The 23,817-nt window shown below is 42.0% G+C and carries 18 protein-coding genes; 8 read left to right on the top strand and 10 right to left on the bottom strand.

The window, feature by feature from the left end; all coding sequences use genetic code 11:
* Positions 1-118: 118 nt before the first annotated feature.
* From ABFY19_RS04320 to ABFY19_RS04305, 4 genes are all read right to left on the bottom strand, one after another.
* Entirely contained in the window at positions 119-952 is an 834-nt protein-coding gene (locus ABFY19_RS04320; protein WP_418792015.1) for a carbon-nitrogen hydrolase family protein, read from the bottom strand.
* 35 nt (positions 953-987) lie between these two features.
* A complete protein-coding gene (locus ABFY19_RS04315) occupies positions 988-1,788 on the bottom strand; it encodes a hypothetical protein (RefSeq protein WP_418792013.1) in 801 nt (266 codons plus the stop codon).
* Between the two features lie 81 nt (positions 1,789-1,869).
* Entirely contained in the window at positions 1,870-3,003 is a 1,134-nt protein-coding gene (locus tag ABFY19_RS04310) for a hypothetical protein (RefSeq protein WP_418792012.1), read from the bottom strand.
* 137 nt (positions 3,004-3,140) lie between these two features.
* Positions 3,141-3,548, bottom strand: coding sequence for a PaaI family thioesterase (locus tag ABFY19_RS04305; RefSeq protein ID WP_418792011.1), 408 nt, complete (start codon positions 3,546-3,548; stop codon positions 3,141-3,143).
* Between the two features lie 176 nt (positions 3,549-3,724).
* Between ABFY19_RS04305 and ABFY19_RS04300 the strand changes: the two genes are divergently transcribed.
* From ABFY19_RS04300 to ABFY19_RS04275, 6 genes are all read left to right on the top strand, one after another.
* Positions 3,725-4,912 carry a pyridoxal phosphate-dependent aminotransferase gene (locus ABFY19_RS04300; RefSeq protein ID WP_418792010.1) on the top strand — a complete coding sequence of 396 codons (1,188 nt, stop codon included), beginning with the start codon at positions 3,725-3,727 and terminating at the stop codon, positions 4,910-4,912.
* Positions 4,913-5,143: 231 nt separating this feature from the next.
* Complete coding sequence (locus ABFY19_RS04295) at positions 5,144-5,842, top strand: YetF domain-containing protein (RefSeq protein WP_418792009.1); 699 nt, start codon at positions 5,144-5,146, stop codon at positions 5,840-5,842.
* 44 nt (positions 5,843-5,886) lie between these two features.
* The gene (locus ABFY19_RS04290; RefSeq protein ID WP_418792008.1) at positions 5,887-6,267 is read left to right on the top strand and encodes a DUF4363 family protein; all 381 of its coding nucleotides are present in this window, start codon (positions 5,887-5,889) and stop codon (positions 6,265-6,267) included.
* Between the two features lie 117 nt (positions 6,268-6,384).
* Positions 6,385-6,582, top strand: coding sequence for a spore coat associated protein CotJA (locus ABFY19_RS04285; protein ID WP_418792007.1), 198 nt, complete (start codon positions 6,385-6,387; stop codon positions 6,580-6,582).
* A gap of 24 nt (positions 6,583-6,606) precedes the next feature.
* Positions 6,607-6,873: a spore coat protein CotJB gene (locus tag ABFY19_RS04280; protein ID WP_418792006.1), complete on the top strand. Its 267-nt coding sequence runs from the start codon at positions 6,607-6,609 to the stop codon at positions 6,871-6,873.
* 16 nt (positions 6,874-6,889) lie between these two features.
* A complete protein-coding gene (locus tag ABFY19_RS04275; RefSeq protein ID WP_418792005.1) occupies positions 6,890-7,462 on the top strand; it encodes a manganese catalase family protein in 573 nt (190 codons plus the stop codon).
* Positions 7,463-7,525: 63 nt separating this feature from the next.
* Here ABFY19_RS04275 and ABFY19_RS04270 read toward each other — a convergent pair whose 3' ends face one another.
* The 6 genes from ABFY19_RS04270 to ABFY19_RS04245 form a co-directional block, all read right to left on the bottom strand.
* On the bottom strand, positions 7,526-7,948 hold the full coding sequence (locus tag ABFY19_RS04270) for an Ig-like domain-containing protein (RefSeq protein ID WP_418792004.1): 423 nt from the start codon (positions 7,946-7,948) through the stop codon (positions 7,526-7,528).
* Between the two features lie 272 nt (positions 7,949-8,220).
* Complete coding sequence (locus tag ABFY19_RS04265; RefSeq protein WP_418792003.1) at positions 8,221-8,736, bottom strand: hypothetical protein; 516 nt, start codon at positions 8,734-8,736, stop codon at positions 8,221-8,223.
* A 109-nt stretch (positions 8,737-8,845) separates the two neighbouring features.
* Positions 8,846-9,334 carry a hypothetical protein gene (locus tag ABFY19_RS04260; RefSeq protein WP_418792002.1) on the bottom strand — a complete coding sequence of 163 codons (489 nt, stop codon included), beginning with the start codon at positions 9,332-9,334 and terminating at the stop codon, positions 8,846-8,848.
* 164 nt (positions 9,335-9,498) lie between these two features.
* On the bottom strand, positions 9,499-9,960 hold the full coding sequence (locus ABFY19_RS04255) for an RHS repeat domain-containing protein (RefSeq protein ID WP_418792001.1): 462 nt from the start codon (positions 9,958-9,960) through the stop codon (positions 9,499-9,501).
* A gap of 108 nt (positions 9,961-10,068) precedes the next feature.
* Positions 10,069-10,953: a hypothetical protein gene (locus ABFY19_RS04250; RefSeq protein ID WP_418792000.1), complete on the bottom strand. Its 885-nt coding sequence runs from the start codon at positions 10,951-10,953 to the stop codon at positions 10,069-10,071.
* 57 nt (positions 10,954-11,010) lie between these two features.
* Positions 11,011-20,811, bottom strand: a complete 9,801-nt coding sequence (locus tag ABFY19_RS04245; protein WP_418791999.1) for a phage tail tip lysozyme — start codon at positions 20,809-20,811, stop codon at positions 11,011-11,013.
* Positions 20,812-21,259: 448 nt separating this feature from the next.
* Here ABFY19_RS04245 and ABFY19_RS04240 point away from each other — a divergent pair, with 448 nt between their 5' ends.
* Positions 21,260-22,267 (top strand): GerAB/ArcD/ProY family transporter, encoded by a 1,008-nt coding sequence (locus ABFY19_RS04240; protein ID WP_418791998.1) that lies wholly within the window; start codon positions 21,260-21,262, stop codon positions 22,265-22,267.
* A gap of 80 nt (positions 22,268-22,347) precedes the next feature.
* The gene (locus ABFY19_RS04235) at positions 22,348-23,802 is read left to right on the top strand and encodes a spore germination protein (RefSeq protein WP_418791997.1); all 1,455 of its coding nucleotides are present in this window, start codon (positions 22,348-22,350) and stop codon (positions 23,800-23,802) included.
* The last annotated feature ends 15 nt before the right edge of the window (positions 23,803-23,817 follow it).

Genomic DNA, 23,817 nt, shown 5'->3' with positions numbered 1-23,817 from the left:
ACACTTCATGTTTTATACTTACGTTATATTTCTATTTTTTTAGACAATATCCTCCTTTTATATGTTTTGGGAATTATAACTATTCTAATTGATGATATCCCAATTAATGATATTATAATCAATATTTTCCTTTAACCTCATAAATGTCTTGGCGGCGGTGTTTCAAAAGGGGAAACTCATTACGGACTTGTTCTATTCTCTTAGGATCAATTTCAACCATTAATAATCCTTCTTTTTCATCTAAAGCCCCGATTACCTGACCCCAAGGATCAGCTGCCACTGAATGGCCATAAGCTACATATGAAGCGGTCTCATCCCTAGCTGGCGCTATCCCGGCGACATAAAACTGGTTATCAACCGCCCTCATCCGGACAGATAACTCCCAATGGGCCGGGCCGGAGACCATGTTAAAGGCAGCAGGAAGAATCATCAATACAGCACCTTGTAAACTCATCAACCTGGCTAATTCCGGAAAACGGATATCATAGCATATTCCGACACCTATTTTCCCCAGGGATGTGTTCACAACCGTTATCTCATTTCCGGCTCCCAAAGCATCCGACTCTTTAAACTTCAGCTTCCCTTTAATGTCAACATCAAAAAGGTGCATTTTCCGGTGCCTGGCCAAAAAAGTGCCATCAGGTCCAAAAACAAAACATGTATTGTATATGCGGTCACCCTCTTCTTCAGGAATGGAGCCGCCAAAAACATAAATTTTATTTGCTGCAGCGGCTTCTGAAAGCATCCGTATTGTTTCTCCTCCGGGATAAGACTCGGCAAACAATGGAAATGCCTTGTTGTCATACGGACAATTAAACATCTCGGGAAGAGCAACTGCTCTCGCACCCCGTGCCGCAGCTTCACTGATCATGTCCCTGGCCTTGTTTATGTTCCGGGCTTTTTCTTCTGTTACCCTATTTTGAATAATCCCTAAAATCCATTTATCCTGCAATCAAAATCACCTCATAATTAAAATTAGAACCTGCTTCAGTCAAGCAGGCCCGAACAAATGGTGACAACCGTTACCCGGCATTCACCGTTAATATCCAAAAACAGTTTACAATCCTTATCTAAAACAGTATATGTCCATAAATTGGTCTGCACAGACCCTGCCTTCCCCAGTTTCCTGATAATATCCTGTTTAGAATCACCAACCTCAACCCCTCCTGGGCCAGAAAACCCCTGCTCTGAAGCAGCCACTTTAACCACAACATCATTTTTATCATAAACAACTTCCATTCCTGTATAAGTATCGGTTCTGAGTGTCTGCCGCACCAGGTTATCCCATTTGCGCCATGTTTTTTTTGGACTGCCAGCGGCCTCTTTGACTTTATCCCTAGTCATACCAAGGCTAATGCCTGAAATTATCAAGTCTTTCTCCTGAACATCAAGGGCCCTGCCCGATTCGGCTGCAACCTGAAAATACTTGGTTTCAGGAACCCTGTCGGGAAACCTCTCAGTAACTTCAACCAGCCAGATAGGGCAGTCATCTGAAGGTTCACATTCAATCTCAAATATCAATTCGGTTCCATCAAGTTCAGATACTCTAATTAGATTGTTTACCCATGGGATATTTTTTACTGCACTAACAGCTTCTTCTGCAGGGATATATTTGTCAGTATTTTCTTCCGCATTACCAGCCCGGCCTTTGTGGTCTTCCGCATCTTTAAACACACCCGGTATCTTCTCTATACCTGACCAAATGATATTATACACCGGTTGTGAATAATAACCTGTCAGCAGACCTGAAACCATAATAATTACTACCAACATTATTCTTTTAAACAAGTTTTATTACCCCCTGGCAGTTGTTTTGTCAAGATTATCCTTTTGACAATATTCAACACCAGGCTGCCATTTCCTGCAAATTTAAGTTGTATTTTCAGTGCCTTTTCCTTTCCAGATAAGCTTATAAGTAAGGCCCAGCAACAGCAACAGACCCGCATATCCTACTGCAGGATAAACTGTCCTTACCAGAGTAGAAAAGCCAACCAGGCTGGCCAGGAATGCAGCTGCCGCAGTACCAATAATATAATACTTGGCCTGAGGAGTGTTTTCAGGGATAAGTCTGACCACAAAACCATAAAGACTTCCTACTGCTGTTGTATAAATTTCAGCTAAGAGCACTATACTGTAAAAACTCCTGAACAAAGGGTTCATAGTTCCGGCCACATACAACATGGGAATCTCAAATCTTCCGGCCATAGGAAGATTAGGAGCTATGGCTAAAAAAATAGCTGCTGCCCCAAGCCCTAATCCAATACCGCCAAATATTGCCCCCTTTGCCAGGAGCTCAGGTCTATTATACCTAGCTCCTGTAGGAGCCAGTACAGCTACCGCCATTACCAAATTATATGATACATACAGAACCGCTGCCAAAGGCCAAAATGGCACTGCAGCTTTAAAAGGAACTGTACCTATCACCGGGTTTGCATAAAATTTTGTATTAATGATCGTCCAAACTGCCATCCCAACCACTGAAGCCAGCAACACCGGTACTACCATACTTATTGAAGCAATCACACCTCTGAGTCCCAACATTACTGTGGCTACCGTTATTGCTATCATAACGGCACTGCCAATAACAGAAGGCCACTGATACTGCTCCGCAAAAATTGCCCCTGCCCCGGCAGCCATTGCCGTAAAAGCGCCAAAGAGAAAAAATGTAATCACATAATCAATCACAGTTCCCAGCCAACGTCCCCCGATATGTCTTATTATTTCAAGATGCGATTGGGCCTTAAGCCTCATTCCCATATCCAGAACCGCCCAGCCAAACAAGACAAACATAGCAGTTGCGGCCAGCAAGCCGACAAAGCCAATAAAACCGAACTTGCCAAAAAATTGCAGTACCTCCTGCCCCGAAGCAAAGCCTGCCCCCACAACCGTGCCGACATATGTTGCCGCAATTTTAAAAACAGCTAAGGCAGAGCCTTCCCTGACCTCATTTTCAACAACCTCATTTTCAACAGTATTCCCTGCAGCACTTTTTACGTCATCCAATACTCTGCTGCCTCCTTATATTAGTACTAAGTCTCTCGGAAATAAAATTTCCTCTCTATATTTTACTTCCTGCTGAACCCATTTATACGGTTTCACGCACTCAAACAAATAATTTGAGAGGCCTGGTATCAGGCCTCTCAAATTAGCTCTTTTTTTCTATAAACCAAACCTTCTGCCACACAGACGATTTCACCGATTTCATCATTTACAATTATCCTGTAAAGTCCGGTGCGATTGGTCAGCTTATCCTCTGTCGCCTCTGCGGTGAGGATATCACCGGCAGCGGTTGCCTTGAGAAAATTGATACTCATGTTCAGAGCCAGAGAAACCTGACCGTGAGAGTTAGATGCCAGGGCAAAGGCCATATCTACCAGTGTAAATACAACAGAGCCATGGGTTATGTCTACGGAATTCAAATGCTTATCCTCTATTTTCAGGCTTACCCGCGCGTATCCCGTCCTGACCTCCTGTATCTCTGTTCCAACCAGCCTGGCAAACCTGTCATTTGAAGTAATCCTCCGTACTGCCCGTTCTACCGAATCCATATTTGACATTCCTCCTTCAAAATATAAATACTGTATTTTAGTTCTACTAACAATTTGTTTTTTCCTCCACAGTCTATACAGTATAAAGTTTCATTTGTGACAAATTGGCAGTTTGTGCTATAATAACATTAATTTCTTTGCCAAAAACCACTGGAAAATCTAAGGAGGGTAATATATTGGGCATCTCAAAAAAAGTTGCAGAAAATCTAAAGCGTTCCTCATGGATTAGGGCTATGTTTGAAGAAGGAGAAAAGCTCAGGAAAGTATACGGTCCGGAAAATGTTTATGACTTCACCCTGGGTAATCCCGACATCGAACCCCCGGACGCCTTTAAAGAAGAACTAAAAAAAGCTGCTTTAAGCCCTGCTCCGGGCATGCACCGTTATATGAGCAATGCCGGCTACTCTAAAACACGGCAGGCTGTTGCCGAAGTGCTTTCAGAAGAATCAGGCCTGGACCTTACCGAAGAAAACATTGTAATGACAGTTGGCGCCGGAGGTGCGCTCAATGTCGTTTTGAAAACACTCCTTAACCCAGGCGAAGAAGTCATCATCATTCCTCCTTATTTTGTTGAATACAACTTTTATATAGACAACCACGGCGGGATTGTCAAGGCAGCTCCTGCTAAAGAAGACTTCCAGCTCGATCTGGGAACTATAGAAGCTGCAATAACACCTAAAACCAAGGCAATTATTATTAACTCCCCAAACAACCCTACAGGAGTGGTTTATGATGGTGCGACCCTGGAAAATCTGGGGAAACTGCTGAAGAAAAAAGAAGCGGAACTGGGGACAGAAATCTATGTCATTTCCGACGAGCCATATGCTAAAATCAGTTATGACGGGATTAAGGTGCCCAATGTCTTTAAACACATTGATAACAGCATTATCGTTACCTCTCATAGTAAAGACCTGGCCCTCCCCGGAGAACGTATAGGTTATCTTGCAGTAAGCCCCCGGGTTAAAAACCTCTCACTGGTTATGGAGGGAATGACATTTTCTAACCGGATTCTCGGTTTCGTAAATGCCCCGGCACTGATGCAGCAATTGGTAACCGGCCTGCAGAGGGAGAGTGTGGATATAGCCCTCTACCAGGAAAAACGCGATATTTTGTACAACAACCTCACTGAAATGGGCTTTAAGATGGTTAAACCTGCGGGTGCCTTCTACCTTTTCCCGGTATCACCAATTCCAGATGATGTTGAGTTCGTAAAGGCTGCCCAAAAATACAATATCCTCCTGGTACCGGGAGCTGGTTTTGGAAAACCGGGCTATTTCAGGATGACATACTGTATAGATAAACAGATAATTTTGAACTCACTGCCTGCTTTCAGGGAACTGGCCAAGGAGTTCAGTTTGTCGTAAAACTTAGCAATGATAGTAAGAAAAGCACCTGTGATTAACAGGTGCTTTTCTTATGTTTGATTTTTTATAAAATGGTTTGATAGTCACTGGCCCCATATAGGATACGCGTAATTATTACTTTGCCCTCAGCTTTCTTAACACCTCTAATAAAACACCTGCCTTATGGTTAAAATGTTTATGTAAATATTTGATTAAAAGTATTCACTGTTACACATAAGGAGGGACAGCAGTTTGCTGGTTATTCTCGTTCGCACCCTAATACTTTATATTTTTGTAGTAATAGCGCTTCGCATAATGGGTAAGAGACAAATAGGTCAACTGCAGCCCTTTGAGCTGGTAGTAACCCTTATGTTGTCCGAATTAGCCGCAATACCTATGGAAAGCCCCGGGATACCGTTGATAAACGGCATTACCCCTATATTGACATTGATTGCCGCTCAGGTTATCCTTTCCTATATTTCCTTGAAGAGCGACCGGGCCAGGGCTGTTATATGCGGAACCCCCAGTGTCCTTATAGAAAACGGAAAAATTGTTGAATCTGAACTAAAGAGGCTGAGATACAACCTTAGTGACCTATTGGAGCAGCTTAGGGCAAAGGATGTCCCCAATATTTCAGATGTTGAATTTGCTATTCTGGAAACGAGCGGTCAGCTCAGTGTTATCGAAAAATCTCAAAAAAGACCAGTGATGCCGGAAGACCTTAATCTTTCCACTAAATATGAAGGGCTTCCCTTTACTCTGATTATGGACGGACAAGTCCTTCACAAAAACCTGAAAAAAATTAACCTAAATATTGAGTGGCTATATCAACAGCTTGCCAACCTGGGAATAGAAAATCCCAGTGATGTTCTCTTTGCATGCCTCGATACCGAGGGTAAGCTTTTTTACCAATTAAAATCAGGCAAAGGCGCAAAACCATCAAAAAAATGAGATAAGGAAAAACAAAGGTAACAAAATAACGGAGGTAACAAGGAATGAAAGTTGTAGTCTCTACAATAGTGATTTTAGCTCTCCTCTTAGGCTTCGGAACTTATTCCTATTATTATCTTGACAGCACCGCTGATGAGCTCCTGAGTATGGCCGAACAAATTGAAGCCGATGTTGCCAATGATGACTGGCAGCAAGCCGGAACAAACTTTTCCAAGCTGCATGCCATTTGGGAAAAAACTATCACCAAATGGACGATTCTTATTGACCACGTGGAATTGGACCAGATAAATATATCAATGTCCCGGACTAAGAAATTTATGGATACGAGGGACATATCCGGTTTTATGTCTGAGATGGCTCAATTAAAGCTGCTTATAAAACACATTCCTGAAACAGAAGCTCTTAATATAAAAAATGTATTATGAGGGGTCTCAAATGAGACTCCTCATTTAATGTTTACATATTGGGGTTACGAATAACAAATTGGGCTTTTTCTGCATATCCTGAACATAAGAATACTGTTTTTTTGAGGAGGTCAAAAAATGTTGAGACAATATAATCACTGTATGCCTCCGGAGCCCATAGGGGCATGCTTTCCCCTAGCCAGGCTAGCTGAGGCATGGGTACCTTACCAGTGTTTAAAACTGGTCTATGACCCAGAAATCGGTTTATTACATGGTACTATTTTCCCGGAACTTGTGAGACCTTACGTTCCTCATCCATGTACATCTGAATGGTAAAAATGACAGGAGGTGGAGGTAATTATGAATAAGAAAACTTCTCACCAGGCGAAGCTGCTCAAAGAAATTATGAGCTACGAATTTTCTGCCGTGGAACTAAACTTGTTCCTGGACACCCATCCCAATGATATAAAAGCTTTGGCAGAATATAATCAGGTTACTCAGTGTTTGAAAAAACTACAATATGAATACGAAAAATGCTACGGTCCCCTGATGAACTTTGGCTCTTCCTTCAGCCAGCACCCGTGGCGTTGGATTGATGAGCCATGGCCCTGGGAAATCGAGTACTAAGGAGGGTTAAGATAATATGTGGATATATGAAAAGAAGCTGCAATACCCTGTCCGAGTGAGCGGCCCCAACCCACGGCTTGCCAAAATAGTTCTTGAACAATACGGCGGCTCCGACGGGGAAGCGGCAGCAGCCAACCGCTACCTGACACAAAGATATACAATGCCTACTGGTATGGCCAAAGGAGTGCTTACAGATATAGGGACCGAAGAACTAGCTCACTGGGAACTTATTGCCACACTTTACTATAAGCTGATGAAGGGGGTAACCCCTGCCCAAGCTAAAGCTGCCGGGCTTGACGCGTATTATGCCAATCACGGTAAAGATGTGTTCCTGCAAAATGCAGGTGGAGTACCCTTTACCGCAGCCTATTTTGCCACTAAGGGGGACCCGGTGGCTAACCTAGTCGAGGATATGGCAGCCGAACAAAAGGCCCGCGCCACCTATGAAAATATCCTTGACCTGAGTGACGACCCCTGTGTCAATGATACCTTGAAGTTCCTGCGGGAGCGGGAAGTTGTCCACTTCCAGAGGTTTGGCGAAGTCCTGGATAATGTGCAAACATACATGAACAGCAAAAAAGTATTTTAGAAAAAAATGAATCCCCCTCTGCCCAATGTCAGCAGAGGGGGAAATTACATTAAGGATGCAAAATCAGTTATCTACCGTTACCACACTTATACCACTCGATAACACTTTGCCGTTTTCTGTATAACCCCGTATCATGATTAAATGGGTTGTCCCATCCGCATATTCGGTGCTATCCCAGTTGTAACTGATGCTTACATCAGTCACGTCTTGTACGCCTTTATGGGCTTTATATACCCCGTCTATGTACAACTTGACATTACCAAATACCGGGTCACTGAAGGTTGCATCAAAATTACTAATTACACCGCTTACCGTACTGCCATTTACTGGGTTTGTTATGGTAACTTTTGCCGGTACCTCTACACTTACACTGCTGCTTGTGCCTACATTCCCCGCCGCATCATATGCCTTAGCTAACAAGGTATGATCTCCTGCATCAGGCTGCCAGTCACAGCTATACGGCGCATTCACGCTCTCACCTACCAAGCCTCCGACAAGAGATGATTTTTTACTGTAGGACTGTTGTGAATCCGCCTAATTTGGCATCGCAGACCGTTACACTTTTCGACTGCATTTTGTTACACGTTTATATTACACTAAACATATTAAGACATGTCCAATAATTATAATTAGATTTTTTTATGCCCTTTCATAAAAAACCTTAAGAGAGTAGTATCTCCCCTAAGGTTTTAAAAACTATAACAAATATTATGACGTATACAACCGAACAAATCTGTTGATACACTCATAGCTGTAGTTTATTGAAAATGCACCTTACCACCTTGATCGACACCATTAGATATGTTTAACCAAAACGATTTGTGAGGGTTTCCTTCTAAAACGGTACTAATAGTGTCTTCCCAATGATTCGTTGAAGTAACCGTTCCGTCAGTTTTTTCCAAAACCACTGTTTTATTAGAATCGGTAGGGTTTTTTTTCGTCAATTTTGGCTTATTTGACTTAAGCGAATACTTTATCTTAACTACATAGCTATCAGGGTTAACTTTTTTTGAAGACCAAAAACCATAATTCTTTCTCGTATATTTTTTCTCCAGCCAAGCATTTTCAATTACCAGGATAGTCTCATCATCAAGTTCTATTATCTCAGGACTTGAGGAAATATTTCTAATTAATACATCTTCTTGAAGTGCTTCTTGCGGGGAAGTAGTATATGAGATATTTACCTCCTTAAAACTCAATTGAACATAAAGATACGTACTTGTTAAAAAAATTATGCCTATTATAAATAGTAGTAAAATGCGTTTCTTCCTCATTGTTCCTCCTATTGACATGATAGCTTTTCCATTTGATCATGCCATGAATTTGGATGTATACCCACTGGAGTAGTAATATCTCCTGCTTTAAGAGCCCCTTGAGTGAAATTTAGGCAATTGTAACTAAAAAATTTATATCTTTTTTTGTCTTGCCTTGAGAAGGGCTAATACACTTATTATAGGGATTATTAAATGTAGGTGAACTGGCCCATGCTTTAATATGAGATATCATATCATCTGAAACGTTGTCAATCTCAATCCATCGCGTATAAACATCACAATTATCATCTTTCCGCAAGACATTTATTGTGTCAACTAATTCTTTGGTTGATTTGAAGTTCGTATATTGAGATGTTATTATGTTGTCTTTAACTGTGAATAAATTTTTACCAGGCCAAAAAGAATAATAATATCCCCTGTTTTTACTATCAACTACTGCAATTGCTTCATGACCTAATTTCCCGCCACCAAATTCTGATGCGTTAAGGATTAAAACCTTCCCAGTATCATTCCCCGTCCCCTGATCACTGCACATATAGTCCATCAATGCCGCTTTGGTTATCCTGCCGAAACATCCGGTTACATATTTACCATCCATGTAACCCTTATCCCTCAGGAATATCTGCAGTTGTTTGACATCTTCACCTTTTCCGGCAAACCACTTCTTTAATTCAGCTTTGGATGAATTGTCCAGTTTCTTGTTGTGTAAGTATCAGTCATCCCCTTGGGGTTATATGGTTTCCCTATTGCTTCTCTGAACAGCTAGTAATTCCAATGGGCCTCATAAGTATCCTCACCATATGTGCCGGTTACCTGAAGATGGCTTGTTTTGCCCATGAAGCCTTTGGACTTCAGGAAACCCTGCAGTTTGCCGGCGGTATTGGCCCATTCATTCTGCTTTTTGTTAAACCAGGCGGCAGATGGCATTTCTCCGGCAGGGTCAATAAGGTTTACCGGGTCGTTTAAGGCATAGATATATGGGACCATGCTTAATGGGTTGCTAATACTGCCTTTTACGGGGTCTGCCTGGAGGAATATCCCTGCAGCCGGGTCATAGAACCGGGCACCCATATGGATTAAACCGGCTTCGGGTTCGGCCGTTACCCCGTATTTGCCTATATAGGTGTGGTTTGTTTCAAAGCCTGTTTGCTGGAGTATAGCTCCCCATGGGTCGTAACGGTATGTCCCGGTAATGTTTCCGTTTAGGTCACAGACAGCACCCAAGCTGCCTAAGGCGTCATAATAGAAGTATTGTGCCGTAGTGTCAGGATTTATCTGGCCCAGTATGCCGCCTGAACCAAGTGTGAATTGTAATGCACCTTGGTTAAATGCTTATTTATTACCATTGAGTTCACTGTCACAAAACAATCCATCGCTCATTTGATAAAAAATCCACTCTATACGTCCAGCATCAGGATCATCGATAAATCCAGTAGTAATCACTACATCTTTTAATCCGTCATTGTTTATATCCTTTATTGAAGCTTCTAAAAGCTCCGAACCAGTTTTAAATGACGCTTGAAACTTATAAAGAATATCATCATGCTCATTTGTTAAATAAGCTGCCGGATATACTTTGTCACCATGATTGACTTCACCAGATATAAAATTAACACTTCCCCAAGAATTTAGATCGATTGAAAACGAATGCTCCTTAAATGGTATGAAATCTTTGATATCTGAAAGGTGGTATGGTCTAAAAAGATAGTTTCCATCTAAAGGTAGGTCTTCATAGGCTTCTCCTTTATCCATATACTTTATTTTTGCTTCTATCTCATCGTTTTCTTTAAATATCAATGTTACATTTCCTTTGTTTCTAACTTTATCACTAAACTGACATTCCGCTACACCATTATTAACTATACCAGATAAATCTCCTGATTTTTTTGAAGGTTCAAGTGAATAGAAGTAAAAATCTGGATATGCAATTGAACCTGTTGATAATTTTCCTTCTATTATTCCATTTTCTATTCTAGAGATAAAAAAAGAAAAAGAATCATATGCCCCCCCATTCCAACTTTTCACAACCCATATCTTTTTTAGATAATGATTATAGTCAATTGCTTTAACGTTATCCCCTGATGAAGAACTAATAGGTTTCATTGGCATAACTTCTGGAATCTTAGATTTATCTTTTATACTCGCACAGCCTGTCAAACCAATGATAAAAATAACGAAAAATATAATTGATATGGCAATTAATTTCGCTTTTCTCATTAACACATTTCCCCTTCATGCTATTGTAAATTCCATTTTATGATTTTATTTTTACTATCATTTACTAAAGTAATCATACCACCTGTTGGCAAAGTCAATCCTATTCTGTTTTCTTTTCGCATCGTCAGAAGATCTTTCATATGAACCATGAAATACCAAAGCTAAATCTCCAGCATTCTTTGTCGACACAATATATTCCTCAAAAGTCATAATATACGGAGAACCATAACCGGTTGTTGCAAACCATTCGCGTTTATTTGCTGGAGTACTTGATTGGCTACTATATATCAAAAATTCCAATTCTAAATCCATAAGATGTTTAGGATCATTTTTAGCCATTTCGTTAGTTAAATTTTTATCAAGTCCTGCCCAATTAAGGAATTTTGTTGCATCATCCCATTGGACTATGCCATATCCCAATGTAGTATTATTTAAATCCTGCCATACACCAGGGTTGAACCAGCTTTCTTGCTGAATATTTCCAAGCAAACCACATATGGCTTCCTTTGAGCAACCTTTTTGAGACAAATAATTATAAATGTATTTAGCATTTGCTTCCTGTTCTTCAGCAGATAATCGATTTTTATCAGTTGATACCTTAGCATATACTGTTTCACCCGTCCCCTGATCACTGCACATATAGTCCGTCAATGCCGCTTTGGTTATCCTGCCAAAACATCCGGTTACATATTTACCATCCATGTAACCCTTATCCCTCAGGAATATCTGCAGTTGTTTGACATCTTCACCTTTTCCGGCAAACCACTTCTTTAATTCAGCTTTGGATGAATCTGTCCAATTCCTTGTTGTGTAAGTATCTGTCATCCCCTTGGGGTTATATGGTTTTCCTATTGCTTCCCTGAACAGGTAGTAATTCCAATGGGCCTCATAAGTATCCTCACCATATGTGCCGGTTACCTGAAGATGGCTTGTTTTGCCCATGAAGCCTTTGGACTTCAGGAAGCCCTGCAGTTTGCCGGCGGTATTGGCCCATTCATTCTGCTTTTTATTAAACCAGGCGGCAGATGGCATTTCTCCGGCAGGGTCGATAAGGTTTACCGGGTCGTTTAAGGCATAGATATATGGGACCATGCTTAATGGGTTGCCGATACTGCCTTTTACGGGATCTGCCTGCAGGAATATCCCGGCAGCCGGGTCATAGAACCGGGCACCCATATGGATTAGACCGGCTTCGGGTTCGGCCGTTACCCCGTATTTGCCTATGTAGGTATGGTTTGTTTCAAAGCCTGTTTGCTGGAGTATAGCTCCCCATGGGTCGTAACGGTATGTCCCGGTAATGTTTCCGTTTAGGTCACAGACAGCACCCAAGCTGCCTAAGGCGTCATAATAGAAGTATTGTGCCGTAGTGTCAGGATTTATCTGGCCCAGTATGCCGCCTGAACCGAGTGTGAATTGGGTGGGACCGGCAAAGTCTACAGTATCACTCTCCATGATGGTATTTAAGCCGTTATTCAGGTAATATACTGAGCCTGAGACTGTGCTTTCTTTTTTGAGCAGGGCGCCCAGACCGTCATAGGTATAGTTTGCCGTACCGGCAGGTGTGCCTATGCCTGTTAATCTGTTGTTGTAGTCATAGCTGTAAACGGTTGTGCCATTGGCATCTGTTTTGCTTGTCCTGTTGCCGTTGTTGTCATAGCCGTAGGTTGTGCTTCCGGCCTGGAGCAGCCGATTGGCATTATCATAGGTGTAGTTTACGGTTCCATTGGGTCCGGTCATTACGGTTCGGTTGCCTGTGCCGTCATACTGGCAGGTTGTGATGCCGCGGCTGTCGGTTAGCTGGATAAGCTGACCGATATCATCATACTGGTAAGCGGATACGTCTGTGCTGTTGACTGTCATTTGGGTGCGGCGGCTGTTATGGTCATATATGTAGTCATAGGTCAGGAAGGCCGCGCCGCCCGCTGCCGCATTGGTGATGTTCTCTACCCTGTTGGCATTGTCATATTCAAATGTGGTGTAGGTGTTATTTGGGTAGTTTATTTGGGTTATGTTTGCAGCAGCATCATAGCTGAAAGTATATGTCTGTCCATTGGTATCTGTTATCTGGTCCAGAAGGTTGCGTTCGTTGTAATGGTATTGGTTCGAATAAAGTGTGTCAATGCCTTTTAATGCTGTAAGCTCGGTTAAGCTGCCCAGGGAGTCGTAACAGTATTTGAGGTCAAGGCCGTTCCCGGAATATGACGCGGTATCCAGACGCCCGTTAATATAATAATAGTCTGTAGTCCCTGTGGGGTCAACCATCTGGGTTAGATTCCCGGCGGCGTCGTATTGGTAAGTATATGTTGTGCCGTCAGGGAAGGCTGCACCGGTGACCCTGTTCATCTGGTCATAATTAAAGCTTACTGTGTTGTTGTTGGCATCTGTAACCCGGTAGACATAGCCGTTGACGTCATAATCGTAGGTTGTCATATGACCCAGGGGGTCGGTTACCCTTGTCACCCTGTTGGCACCGTCATAATCATATGTTGTTATATAGCCGCGCGCATTTTTGACGGTTTTAAGATTACCGTTAGGGTCATATGTATAGACAGTTTCGTGTTCAACAGGGTTGGTCAGGTATACTGCATCCCGGACTGCAATAAGCCGGTTTGCTTTGTCATAAATGAATGTGGTTGAGTTGCCTTCACCGTCTGTTAGTTTTGTCCTGTTGCCTTCATTGTCATATTCAAACTGAACTGTGTCGTTTTCGGCATTTGTCACGGTTTTTAAGCGGTTTAGCTTGTCATAGGTGTATGCGGTCCGGTTGAGTTTTGGGTCTTGCACCGCCTTAATGGTATGATTGTCGTTATATTCTATGGTTGTGACGATATTCCCCGGCATTTCTGTCTGGGAAATCTGACGGTTTAAAGCATCATATGCGTTAACCGTTGCCAACTGCTTGCCTTCAGGGGTGGTCACTGTTACTGTTTCTTTGTTGCCGGCATTATCATAGGCAATGTCTATACTGTTTCCGAATGGGTCTGTGGCTTGTTCTAAACGGTTATACCGGTCATAGGCATATTGTGTAATTCTCCCCAACTGGTCTCCGGCGGACTGCACGTTTCCTGCACTGTCATATTGATATTGCACATAAGAGCCATCGGAATAAGTGATGGTTTCCAATCTGCCCAATAGGTCATAAGCATAAGTTACCGTATTACCTTTCCCGTCCTTTACGGATGTGGTGCGTCCCCAGTCATCATAGGTGTATTCAACCGTATTGCCGGCGCCGTTTTTGTATAGCCTGACCTGGCCCACGGCATCATAGGTTATTTCGGTAAAGTTGCCATTGGGGTCTTTGACTTTATTTACTCTGTTAAGTTGGTCATAGAACATTTCGGTGACCCCGCCTTCAGGGCCGGTAACGGTTTTTAGGTTCCCTGCAGGGTCATAGGTATATGTGGTGGTGTTGCCATTGTAATCGGTCTCACTAAGGAGTCTGCCATAATCGTCATAATGCCTGTAACTGCTGTTCCCATTGGCATCTGTTTGTATGGTCTGGCGGCCAAAGAGGTCGTAATCAAGGTATACCATGTTATATACTTCATCAGTCACTGTTTTTAACAGGTTGAGACTGTTATAGGTATAAGCCTTTGTTTTTCCTAAAGCATTTATCTCTTTGGTCAGGTTGTGGTTGTTGTCATATTCAAATGCAGTTGTATTGTTACGCCCATCTGTAACAGTTTTTACATTTGCAGACCCGGGGTAATAGTCATAACTTGTAAGCCCGCTGCCGCTCCTGTTAAAAAGCATCCTCCCGATTGGGTCATATGAAGCTTCAAACAAGCCATAAACGGAATTGGTGACTGTTTTTTCCACATAGCCATAGTTATTGGGGTCATAGGTTAATTGTGTTATGTTGTTTCCGGCATCAACCACTGAGGTTACTTGACCGTATTGGTCATAGTTATATGTGGTAATGGAACCGCCCATATTAGTGGTTTTTAAGTTCCCATGTTCGTCATAAGTGTTGCTGACCTGGGTTCCTTCCGCATCCGTCCGGGAAACCACATCACCATTAATATTGTGCTTGGTTTTACTCGTATTCCCTTGGGCATCAACTGCTTTGGTCAACATGCCATTGGGGTCGTAATAATATTCACTGGTATTCCCTTTGGGGTCAGTGATATTTGCCATTTCCCCAATCAGGTTGTACCCCAGCTCAGTGGTCCCGTCCATATCCTCAATTTTGATGAGGTTAAACTGTTCATCAAAGTATTTTGTCTTCTGATTTGTATTATCGGTTATATCGGTCCAACCTTTATAGTAAATGAGCGCTACATCACGGCCTTCCGCATCCAATTGTTCAATAACTTTACCCTGTTCGTCATATGTCAGGCGGACATAGGGGTTACCCCTGGGATCAGTTATTTCCCTGACTCTGTGAGTATCTGTATAGTATTGGTAAGCCCAGTTATGGCCGTCCGGCTCGCTGAACCCGGTCAGGTCATCCCCGGTATAAGAGTAGGTAACTGTCCAGTTATCAAAATCAGGTATATCTGTGGTAATTGCCTCTACATACCCGCCGGCATTATATGAAAATACCACTGCCCGTCCGGCGGCATCAGTTACCCTGGTCAGCCTGCCCTCCAAGTCATAAGTCAATGAAGTAGTGTTATTATTGGCATCAACCAGTGATATAAGCTTGCCTGTACTGTTAAAATTCAGCACACTTCTGTCCATCTCTGTCAATTGCCAGCTGCCATCCATATTTTTCTTCAGCTTTCCGGCAACCCCAGGGTAAGGAATGTAGGTTAATTCGGAACCGGTTTCCTGTAATGTATACCGGTTTCTGCTGCCATTTCCCATCAGAACTGTGAGATTGCCATAAACATCAGTTGCAACAGTGGCATTATAATTAAAGTTCCATCCATACCCAAACGGGCCTGCAAATGATGTGTCCAGGGAGTTATAGTAACGATTAATTGTAATCGGAATCCCCCGGCCGGGAATGTTTAAATCAGTATTGTTATATGTGTAGTTGCCTGAAGCAGGGTTAATCCCGTCTCCTTCGTTGCATGACTGATAACCAAGCTTATCTTCATAAGAAAGAGGGCCGGTGTAACGATATGGTATGGGGACACTCACTATTTTATCTTGTCCGGCAGAAGGAAGAGCCTCAGTAGCATAGGTGGCATACATTTGACCGCTTTTATCAGCTGCCAGGGTCGGATTATATTTTAAAACCCCATCCCCAGATACAGTGCTGGTGATTAAATTCTTGCCGCTCCAAGTTTCACCGCCATCAGTGCTGAACTTAAAGTATCCATATGTATAATGAGACAGACTGTAGTCAACCGTATATCCTAAAAACAGAGTTCCGGAATTGTCTTCGGAAAGACTTAAGTCAGTCGCATGTGACAAGGTGCGTTCCGACCAGGGCAGCGTAATTTCCTGCGGCTGACTCCACGATTGTAAATCTTCAGACCGGGACATTTTTATAACCGGATAATCGTCATTATTGTATACACCAGGGTACTCATCTACCATACTAGGGTCATACCATACTAACCTCCAGGAATCATCCTCCAGATTAATAATATTGAATAATGGTTTGGTATTTCCTGTATTCTGCCCGACATCCCTTCCCACTCGCTGGGCGGAAGCCCAGTTAAGCAGGTCATTGGAAGTACGGTACCAGAGAGAGCCATCATCATAAGAGTAAAGGACATACGTTAAATTAGTTTCCTTATCCGTATAAGCTTGCTGGCTATAGACCGATGAAGTCCCTGACGTAAGCGCAACAGCTTCACCCCAGGCACCGGTATTAGCGAAATAAACCTGGGCAAATACCTGGTTGGTATCATCAACCAGCTTTTTATATGTCAGCAAAATATCATTTCCCGCACATGTCAAAGAAGGCGCTGTTGCCTCAGCAGCAACCATACTGCTGGGATACCGGCTCTTATTGTTATTGTATGAATTCCTTACATATATACCCTGGCCGTCACTTATATTTTTATTCCATCCCCAAAATGCCTCTGCCCATTCACCGGTTGGCAGCTTTGTTACATAAGGGTCAGACATCCGATAATACTTTTTGGTATTATTACCTATCCATGATAATCTTGAACCATCCATTCTGCAGATTCTGGCCGAAAAACCAAATTGTCCGTCATTACCGGGGGTCAGCTTTAAAAGGAGACGGTTCAACCCTGGTTTTAGCACCAGATTAACCCGGTCATCACCGAAAACATGCGGCCTGGACACATCTTTATCCAATATCACGGTATCGTCCAGCCATACTTTGACTGCACCGGAGCTGCCTAACCACAATTGATGGTCGGTAATATTACTTAAAAGACCATTAGTGACATTTAAGTAAGCATAAACAACTGTATCCGGATCAGTCCCAAATTGAGGAGCCAAGTCAATGAATTCATCGGAATCGGCTAGAACCGCCCAGGTTTCACCCCCAGCGGCAGTACCCTCACCTTCACAAGGTTCGGCCTGGCCTTCTCCGCCTAAATAGTCAGTTGACAAACGAAGCAAGGAATCGGAGTTATAATAAGCACCATTGACTAAAAATGATTTGATGTAAGACGAATCACCGGATAAGGTTGTGAAGGTATAATCCTGTGAAGCTGATAGATTGCCAAAGGCATCTTCTGAAACTATTTTGTAGTGGTAAGTCCTGTCAGCTTCCAGACCGGTCAAAACAGGAGCGTGATTAATTACCCTGTCGGCTGCGTAATACGTGCTGCCATAACTTTCCGTGAAACCGTACAGTATTTTGGAATCACCGGCCTCATCCAGGGTTAACCAGCCTATAGCTGCAGACCCCGACCCAGCAGTTGCCGTTATATCGGACAAGGTTGGCGCCAGAATATCGGCCGGTGGTGTCCCGTCGGCAGGGTTATCCACCTGATAAACAAGGCCTGGTACTCCTGACCCGTCATCAAAAGCAAACCTGACATCAAATTTAGAAGTGCTGTTAAGGTCACTTACTTTTACCATCAGCCTGTTCCAGCCTTCATCCAGGTGAACACCGACAGACTCAAAAGTATATCCTTGCTCTGCAGTTTTATCCCTGTCAACACATACGTTCCCGTTTAACCATGCCTTATACCCGGCCTGGCCCCCAATCCACATTAAAACATCCTGTGGTAAAGGAGAGTAAACATATGTATGTGCATAAGCGGCATACTGGCCTGTATAATAAATGCCGGAAATATTTATGCTGTCTGTGGTACTGACCAGTTTAGCCCATGTTTTTTCCCCCTGTATGTCACGTTCGGAAGGCAATACCTGGGCCTCACCATTCAGATAGTCTGTTTCCAGTACCGATGTCTGGGTGTTTTCATATGGCCCGTTTAATAGCCAGTCCCTGACATATGAAGCAGCCAGCTGAAGAGTGCGTACATATGTTTTAGAATAAGTGGCAAGGTTATCTGCCCTGTCTTTGGACAGGATACGGAAGTTATAATACGTACCCGCTTGCAGTCCCTCAACAACCACAGTATGGTCCGTAACCATTGCGGTGTCAATTGGTGTAAAGTTGCCCCAACTGTTGTATTTGCCCCATTCAACCTGACTATCTGCCGGTTCATTAGTCGTCCATGTTATAATAGCTTTTGTAGTGGTTGTGGTTATTTGAGGGTTCGAAATAACCGGGGCGGTTCTGTCCACAAACACAATAGAACTCGCGGAATTGTTATTATATACGGTGTCATGCACTGTTGCCTTTAGATTATGGTAACCCTCGGCCCAGCTATCGGTATTCCAGTTGTAAACAAGCGGGCTGACCGCACCCGAAGCTACCGGATTGTCATCAATAAACAAATCAATACTGGATATACCCAAATCACTGGCCGCATTTACCCGAACTTCCTGAGTACCTTTCAGATAAGAGCCGTTGACTGGATTTTCTATTGAGACTTCCAGTCCGCCGGCAGTTTCCTGGGAAGCTATTGTCACGGTAAGGTCATGTATTTGTGGTTTTAGATTTACATCATCAGTAGTAAAGGTTGTCCGATATTTCAGCAAACCGTTTGTTAAATCAGTACCTGCCGAGATACCGGGTATACTGCCATTATTAGCAGCAGTCTCCCATCCTAACCAGGTTGCTCCTCCATTCAAAGACAAATCTGTTTCGACATTCATCCCGGTATTCTCGGGTAAATTTGCATTCCAGGAAATCATCGAATCTCCGGCAATCGTGGCTGATGAGAGGTCAAACACCGGAGATATTCTGCAGCCGTTTAAGTAGTTGAATTTAATATAATCACAATCCAGATTCAAACCCCTATAGAGATATGGCCACGTTTTAGCTATTATACCCACACTTTGGGGAGTATTTGTGTTGGTATGACTGCCTGCATTTGTCCACTCACCGGTTTCGTTAAGTTTATAGTCGAAGTAATAAGTATCTCCCGTTTTTCGTATTCTCAGAAAACCGGTTGAACTTGTAAATGGGGCATCTGCTATAGTTGCTATATCAGTCTTTGCCGCTTTTAGGTTCAGTCCTTTATACGGGCCCCAATAATAACAGTCATATTGGCTGAAATATACGAGCAAACCGGCATGGAAGTTGTATCCATTTGGATATGACGATAAGTTATATTTTGTTTCCAGAACCCAGTCGCCGTCAGATACCGGCAGTTTCAATTTGGGCGCTTCATCTACAGTAGCCGAATGGTTGAAATAAGGTGTATTGGGCAAAGATAATCTAAACCATCCCGGTCTGGCTGTTAATGAATAAGTCGGGCCTGTTTTGGGAACTTCCCAGGTCCAGGACGAATCCAAGGAAGTGTCGGAAAAATTATCATTAAAAGGAACTATGTTTAATTCTAAATCGCCGTAAACAGTAGCCGCAACATTCTCTAACGTGCCCTGTTGCCAATCTTCCTGAGTTGTATCAGTATGGCTCCATCCTGATGATGATGTAACGCTGACAGAAACCGTATTGCTTACACCAATATTTCCGGCGGCATCATAAGCCTTTGCCGATAAGAGATAAGTTCCTGTTAAATTAGTCGCATCCCAGCTATAAACATATGGGGCAACTGAATCCTGACATATTAAAGTATCATTAACATATAACTCGACATTTGTGACATCCACATTGTCTGTGGCTTCCACAACAATATCGGTTTGACCTGTGACAGTTCCTTCGGATGGTGAGATAATGCTAATAGCAGGAGTTACGGTATCGGTTGGCAAGTTATTTACTGTTACTGTACTTGTCCCAAACGAAAATACTGTCCCCTCTGATGTATAGCCTGTAATCTTTATTTCATGGGTGCTGCCATTAGCATATTGTGTTGTATCCCAGTTGTAATTAAAACTTACATTTGGCCCACTTGTCACATATTGGGCTACATCATTTCCATCTATCTTCAGCATAGTATAATAACCACTGTTTAACGCAGTGCTGAATGTACCGGTGAAGTTGGTCACCATCCCGCTTACTGTACTCCCGTCACTCGGGCTGGTAACACTTACTTCCGCTCGTACCTTCATCGTTATACTGGAGCTTGTCCCAACATTACCTGCTGCATCATACGCTTTTGCATATACCGTATGGCTGCCTCCTGTCGTTTCCCAACTGCAGCTGTATGGCGCATACACACTCTCGCCCACCAGGGCATTGTCTACATAAAACTCTACCTTCGCTACTCCTACCGCATCACTCGCATTCGCTGTGACCGTTACTGTATCACCAGATGTACCCACAATTTCATTATTGGCAGGTGATGTTATACTTACCACTGGTGCTGTGATATCATCTGCCGCTTCTGCAAAACTGCGTGAGCCCATATTGGGCATTGGAAGCAAATACGTGGGTAACAGAATCAACATGCATAAAATAATGCTTAATATTTTCTGATATCCGTTAAATCCACCCTTTTTAACCATCAATTTTCTCCCCTTTATAAAATTATTGATGCCCATTAACCGCATTCCATTTTTTTCATATTCTTCTATATTTTATTTTATATTACCATAATTTGCCGTTATTTCTGCTTCAAATGCGGTTTTTAGAGTTCAAAATGCGGTTTTTAGGGGTTGAAATTTCTACGAGCAAAAAACCTAAGACCAACAAAAAATCCAAGGCACAGAGCCTTGAACATTGTTTTGATATTCTTCCCTGGGCTGTTTCGCAATTTCCCTTAATTTGCGTGCTGCCTGCTCAAGTTTCATAAGCCTTTTTCGACCTTTTCTTTATTTACCACCAAAACCACCCTAGCATTTCGGAATAAAACTACTATATTATTCAAACAATAATTTCATGAATAAGGAAATTATATCAAACAGACAGGGTATAAGCTTATTAACCATATTTATGTTAGGGGCTACCGTTATATTGAATCCGGGCAGGGAAGCGGGAAATGATATTTGGATTGCCGTCATACTGGCAATGCTTTTAGAATTCCCACTGCTTTTTGTGCATACAAGGCTTCTTCGGATTACCCCTGGAAAGGATTTGTATGATATACAGCAGGAAGCCTTCGGAAAAGTAATCGGCAAAATAACTTCATTCTTTTTCATCTGGTTTGCCTTTCACCTTGGAACTTTGGTACTCAGGAATTTTTCGGAGTTTATTGAGGTGATATCCTTACAAGAAACACCCCAGTATCCTATTTTGTTAATTATGGGAATATTATGCATCTGGGTTGTAAAAAGCGGCATTGAAGTGCTGGGGCGCTGGGCTTCATTTATTCTCCCACTCTTTATACTTGTTTTGTTTGGTATAGTTTTTATGTCAATACCACTAATAGATTTAAGGAATATAAGACCTGTGTTATATAACGGCATAAATCCGGTATTAGCGGGCACGGCGTCCCTGTTTGCTTTTCCGTTTGCCGAGCCCGCATTGTTTACAATGATTTTCGACTCATTAAAAGCCAAAGATAAAATATTAAAAGTATATATGACTGCTGCATTGTTAACTGCCGCTGTTTTAATAACATCATATGTAAAAAACATTCTGGTTCTTGGCAGCCATAATTATTTAAGTCTATATTTCCCTACATATTTTTCTGTAAGCTTGATAAACATAAGCGAAACCCTGGAAAGGATAGAAGCTCTTACAGGTGTAACATTTTTATTCGGTGGCTTTGTTAAAGCTAGCGTTTGTTTGTACATAGCAAGCAAAGGCTTTGCCAAAATGATTAACATTGATAGTTACAAAAAGCTTGTTGCTCCAATAGGACTATTGATGATATGCATGGCAAATTTAATATATTCAAATACATTGGAAATGTTTCTGTGGGCTTCTGAAATTTATAAATACTATGTACTTCCCTTTTATGTTATCCTTCCACTGATTATACTAATAGCAATTAAAATCAAGATAAGATATAAAAGTTAAGATTGAGAAAGGAATATTTTATGTTTAAATGGGCTAAAAAATTAACTACCCAGAAAAACACACAAAATTTTCATACATCATTGGAAAAAAATATAGAAATATTAAAAGAAATATTCAACAATGATGACACTATTATTTACAGAAAGTTTCGGAACCAGGCCAATAACGCAATCCGGTGCTGCATTATTTTTGCTGACGGAATGGTAAATAATGAAATAGTTAACGAGAATATTCTTCAGCCTATTGCAGCAAATAAGCTTTTGAAACCCGGAAAGGATATAATCGACAACCTGCAGTACGGTGTTATTATAGCAAATGATGTAAAAAAAACTGCTGATGTATATAAAGTAGTTGAATCCATAATTAACGGCGATACCGCACTCTTGGTTGAAAATGAAAAAGAATCTTTAATAATAAACACCAAGGGCTGGCAGAGCCGTTCAATAACTGAGCCGGAAACCGAAAAGGCGCTGAGGGGGCCTAGGGAAGGGTTTACGGAGTCTTTAATGATAAATCTTACTCTTATTAGAAGAAAACTAAAGACCCCGGATTTAAAATTTAATTTCAGAACTATTGGTGTGAAGTCACAAACCAAGGCCTGTATATGCTATATAGATGGAATAGCAAACAAGAAAATTCTTGAAGAGTTTAACAAGAGACTGGATACCATTGAAATTGACGGAGTTTTAGATACAGGTTATATCGAGGAACTGATATCAGATGCTCCCCATTCGATGTTTAGAACCATCGGAAGCACTGAACGACCGGATATTGTTGCAGGTAATATGCTGGAAGGCCGGATAGCCCTGGTTCTTGATGGGACTCCATTCGTTTTGACGGTACCTTTTTTATTTATGGAGTTTTTTCAATCAAATGAAGATTATTACACCAACTACTATACCGCGTCAATAAGCAGGCTGCTAAGAAACATAAGTTTTATATTAACAATCAGCGTTCCTGCAATTTACCTGGCCTTGACAACATTCCACCAGGAGATGATACCAACCCACTTGCTTATGAGTATATCGGCTGCAAGACAAGACATGCCCTTTCCAACCATTATTGAAGCACTTGGAATGTTAATCGTCTTTGAAATCCTGAGGGAAGCAGGGGCGCGTATGCCCTCTTTTATAGGACAGTCTTTAAGTATTGTGGGGGCTTTGGTTATCGGACAAGCAGCAGTTGAGGCCAGATTTATAAGTGCTCCAATGATTATTGTTATTGCCTTTTCCGGTATAACAGGACTAATGATTTCAAAAATGAAAGGGGCAATTTTCATGTTAAGATTAATTTTTCTATTCCTCGCCTCATTTTTGGGATTATACGGTTTTGTATTTGGAATCACAGGGCTATTAATACTATTGTTCGAAATGCGTTCCTTCGGGGTTCCATATATGTCTAATTTAGCATCATTTAACCCCCAGGACCTTAAGGATACGGTTATAAGGGCACCATGGTGGCACATGAAATACAGGCCTAAATTTATTACTGCCAGAAATAAAATAAGAAATGCATCCGGAGGCCGAAAACTGTGAAAAAACGCAAAATAA

Origin of the sequence: Phosphitispora sp. TUW77, from assembly GCF_048453025.1 — a bacterium.
GTDB lineage: Bacteria > Bacillota > Thermincolia > Thermincolales > UBA2595 > Phosphitispora.
This window is presented reverse-complemented; position numbering and strand designations above follow the sequence as displayed.

Excerpts from the sequence above, each read along its gene's own strand:
- ABFY19_RS04305 (WP_418792011.1), bottom strand. The coding sequence starts at position 3,548 with ATGGATTCGGTAGAACGGGCAGTACGGAGGATTACTTCAAATGACAGG.
- ABFY19_RS04290 (WP_418792008.1), top strand. The coding sequence starts at position 5,887 with ATGAAAGTTGTAGTCTCTACAATAGTGATTTTAGCTCTCCTCTTAGGC.
- ABFY19_RS04285 (WP_418792007.1), top strand. The coding sequence starts at position 6,385 with ATGTTGAGACAATATAATCACTGTATGCCTCCGGAGCCCATAGGGGCA.
- ABFY19_RS04280 (WP_418792006.1), top strand. The coding sequence starts at position 6,607 with ATGAATAAGAAAACTTCTCACCAGGCGAAGCTGCTCAAAGAAATTATG.
- ABFY19_RS04275 (WP_418792005.1), top strand. The coding sequence starts at position 6,890 with ATGTGGATATATGAAAAGAAGCTGCAATACCCTGTCCGAGTGAGCGGC.
- ABFY19_RS04265 (WP_418792003.1), bottom strand. The coding sequence starts at position 8,736 with ATGAGGAAGAAACGCATTTTACTACTATTTATAATAGGCATAATTTTT.
- ABFY19_RS04260 (WP_418792002.1), bottom strand. The coding sequence starts at position 9,334 with ATGGATGGTAAATATGTAACCGGATGTTTCGGCAGGATAACCAAAGCG.
- ABFY19_RS04250 (WP_418792000.1), bottom strand. The coding sequence starts at position 10,953 with ATGAGAAAAGCGAAATTAATTGCCATATCAATTATATTTTTCGTTATT.
- ABFY19_RS04245 (WP_418791999.1), bottom strand. The coding sequence starts at position 20,811 with ATGGTTAAAAAGGGTGGATTTAACGGATATCAGAAAATATTAAGCATT.